Here is a 3,195-nt window from a genome sequence, read left to right as displayed (position 1 = left end):
ATGAGCGCAATGCCCTTGGAGCCGGCCTTGACCCAGCGGCGCATATCCTCATTCCACAGTTCCATGCTGGCGCAGGCGGTGGCGTCCGGGCGCTGGGCGTAGATTAAAAGCTGTTCATCAAACGAGTATTTATAGAGCCGCGATGCAGTGGTAAGATAGCTTTTCCAGCCGTGGGCGTTCCTTGTGACCGCTTTGGCGGTCTGGTCTGCAAGCTGCGACACATATTGTAGCTTATTCGCCATGTTTCCCTCCTTTTTCGCAAAATAAAAGCCCGGAACAGGTGCGTCCTGCTCCGGGTGTGTGGATGGTTGTTATGATTCTTCTCCGGGGAGTTCCCAGGGGGAAAGCCCCATTTCTTCCCATGTTACGCCATAGGGTGCGCCGCCGGAGGTGTAACCGGCGATAAAATAAAAGCGGTCGTCCGAATCCGGGAAGCGGTCATAAAAGGATTGCTGTTTCTTTGCCTCCCGTTCCCGCCGCAGATGCTCCTGGCGTTTCTGTTCCGCCTGCCGCTTCACCGCTGCCTGCTCCGGGGTCAGTGCGCCGATTTCCTCTAAGTCATTCAGCGCGGTCGGCACATCGACCTTGAATTTTTCCCGGTAGGCGCGGACAAGGTGCGTCCCCGTATAGGAGGGGGAGCCATTGCCGCGCCATGCGGATGCGGGCAGCGTGGCGCGCCGCTTTATTCTTCTGTTTTGCCCATTTGGGGGTAGTGCTGTTTTTCACGTTCTGCATCCTCCGCGTTTTTCCCATTTGTCTGCCGGATTTGATTATACCACAGCCGGACAGCGGGGACAATCAGCCGCCGCGCCTTTTCTCGTTCATCTGATCCAGCACCGCCCGCTGTGCAGGGGTAAGGACACGGGGCGGGGTGATGCGTACCCATTTTTTCGGCAGTTCAAAGGAAAGCCCGCCATATCCGTTGTCCCCGGTCTGCCGTACCTGTCCGGGGTAAGTGCCGCACAGTTCGGAAAGCTGCCGGCAAAGGGCGGCATTGTGGGTGTAGATGCTGGCGGCGGCTTCTGCTTCGTTATACAGCACGATGGTTTCCCTCTCGGTTCCGGACAGCTTCATCGCTCCACCTCCTGTCCGCGCGGGGGCTTCTTTGGCGTATCGTGACCTTTGGCGGCATCCTGCCGGCACTGGCTGAGGGCATCCAGCACAGAGGGCTTTGGCGGCGGTTCATTGTTGATGATGCCGTCAATCTGGTTATAGTTTCCCTCCGCGCTCATTTCGGCGGCGGCAAGGTAGTTTTCCGGGCGCACCTCCTGAAAGGCGCGGACTTTGCCGTCCTCCGCCAGCACCGGCACATAGAGCCGCCCGGTATGCAGGTACACCCCGTCCAGCCCCGCGCCGCCTTTATAGCGGCCTGCGCTGTCACGCTCGCATTCCAAAAGGGCGGTTCCGTCTGCCAGAAGATAGCCGGGTTCCGTGCGCCGGTAGAGCCAGCCATAGGGGACGCCAATCTGACGGATGGCGATTTCTTCCCCAATCAAAAGGTCTTTTTGTTCCTCTTTCTTCATTCCGTATCCACCTCCCCCGCAGCACGGACAGCGGCAGCCATTGCATAAATGGCATCGTCCAGCGCGTCCATGACTTCCTCCGGCTCGGTATCGGCCATTGCCAGCAGGGTTTCCACCGTTTCCTCCGACAAGCCCAGCCATGCCGCCACTTCCGGCACGTTGGGCAGGCTCTGGCTGCTCTCAAAGAAGTAGGAGTAGGGCATCCCGAACCGTCTGGCGATCTCCTGAAGCTGGTACACATCCGGCGCGGCGGAGCCGTTCAGCCAGCGGTTCATTTCCGGCAGTTCCACGTTCAGGGCCTGCGCCAGTTCAGCGGCGTCCGTGCCGCTGATGGCCAGGAGGTTGTGCAGGTTGCGGTTAAATGCGTTCATGTTCTTTTCCATAAGCGTCAGTTTCCTTTCTTTTTGGGGGTTTTGGGGTCAAATTCCAGTTTGAAGCGGACAAATTTCTCTCCGGTGTCCTCCATCACAACGGTCGCGTCATAGAGGACGCCTTTTTTCTCGGAAAACAGGCCGGTCATGGCGACGCGCCCGTTTTTCAGCAGGGCGGCGGCAACCTTGCGGGTCAGCTCCTTGCGCTTCCCGGTAAAGAAGCGGTCGTTCTTCCAGAGGGCAAAGCCGCAGGGGGGCGTGGCGTTCCAGCCCTCGCAGAAGAAACTCTTTTTGCCCTCCACCACGTTTTTGCCGCAGCGGGGGCAGATACCGATTACCGTGCGCCCGGATGCAGACAGGGCGGCGCTTGCCACGGTCACGCCCTGATAGCCTTTAATCAGTTCGGTGAGCATAGCGGAAATGCCTGCCATGAAGTCCTCCGGGGAGAGTTCCCCGCGCTCCACCGCGCCCAGCCGTTCCTCCCATTCAGCGGTCAGCTTTGCGGATTTCAGCGTATCGGGCATTACCTTGATAAGTTCCGTGCCTTTTTCCGTTGGGAGAAGCTGCTTTTTCTTCCGCTCCACAAAGCCGGAGCGCACCAGCTTTTCAATCACGCCGGCGCGGGTGGCCGGAGTGCCAAGCCCCTTGCGCTCCACGTCCTCCAACTTTGCAAAATCCTCCGCGCTGGCGTGTTCCATTGCGGAGAGCAGCGTGTCCTCGGTAAAATGGGCCGGAGGGGAGGTCGCGCCCTCTTTGACGGACGCGCCCTCGGCGGTCAGCTTCTGTCCCTCGGTGAGCGCAGGAAGCGGCGGGGACGGTTCCGCCTGCTTCGGTTTCTGTTTCAGTGTGGCATGGAAAGCCTGCTCCAAAGCCGTCCAGCCCGCCGCGATTTCTGTCTTGCCTTTGGCGGAAAAGACAGCGCCGCCACATTCCAGCGTGACGGCAGTTTCCGCATAGGTATGGGGTTCGCCTACCGCGCACAGCAGACGGGCGGCAGCAAGAAAGAGGATGTTTTTCTCCCCGGAGGGCAGCGCGGACAGGTCGGTTTTTGCCGTTTCTGCCGTGGGCAGGATGGCATGGTGGTCGGTGACTTTGCTGTTGTCGATTACCTGCGCAGCGTTTACCGGCAAGGACAAATCTGCCGCAAAGGGCAGCGATGCGGCGATAGACTGACATAATGAGGGCAGTCCTGATGCCATATCTTCGGTCAAGTACCGGCTGTCCGTGCGTGGGTAGGTCGCCAGCCGCTTTTCATAGAGGGCTTGCAGATAATCAAGGGTCTGCTGGGCGGTGTAGTCAAA

Annotated in this window: 6 protein-coding genes; all 6 read right to left on the bottom strand. The window is 59.3% G+C overall.

Annotated features, from left to right (window positions below):
• Positions 1–242: hypothetical protein (locus D5269_RS17225; RefSeq protein ID WP_147408057.1), on the bottom strand; the 242-nt coding region annotated here is incomplete at its 3' end.
• A gap of 69 nt (positions 243–311) precedes the next feature.
• Positions 312–578, bottom strand: coding sequence for a hypothetical protein (locus tag D5269_RS18755; protein WP_243126948.1), 267 nt, complete (start codon positions 576–578; stop codon positions 312–314).
• 220 nt (positions 579–798) lie between these two features.
• Entirely contained in the window at positions 799–1,074 is a 276-nt protein-coding gene (locus D5269_RS17215; protein ID WP_010815310.1) for a hypothetical protein, read from the bottom strand.
• Entirely contained in the window at positions 1,071–1,523 is a 453-nt protein-coding gene (locus D5269_RS17210; protein WP_016303790.1) for a DUF4316 domain-containing protein, read from the bottom strand. Before D5269_RS17210 ends, D5269_RS17215 begins: the two co-directional genes overlap by 4 nt.
• Positions 1,520–1,906, bottom strand: coding sequence for a helix-turn-helix domain-containing protein (locus D5269_RS18750; RefSeq protein WP_010815312.1), 387 nt, complete (start codon positions 1,904–1,906; stop codon positions 1,520–1,522). The genes D5269_RS17210 and D5269_RS18750 overlap by 4 nt, the downstream gene beginning before the upstream one ends.
• A 5-nt stretch (positions 1,907–1,911) precedes the next feature.
• The coding region (locus D5269_RS17200; protein WP_243126947.1) for a DNA topoisomerase at positions 1,912–3,195 on the bottom strand (1,284 nt) is incomplete at its 5' end.

The organism is Anaerotruncus sp. 1XD42-93 (genome assembly GCF_009917605.1).
Classification (GTDB): Bacteria; Bacillota; Clostridia; order Oscillospirales; family Ruminococcaceae; genus Anaerotruncus.
This window is presented reverse-complemented; position numbering and strand designations above follow the sequence as displayed.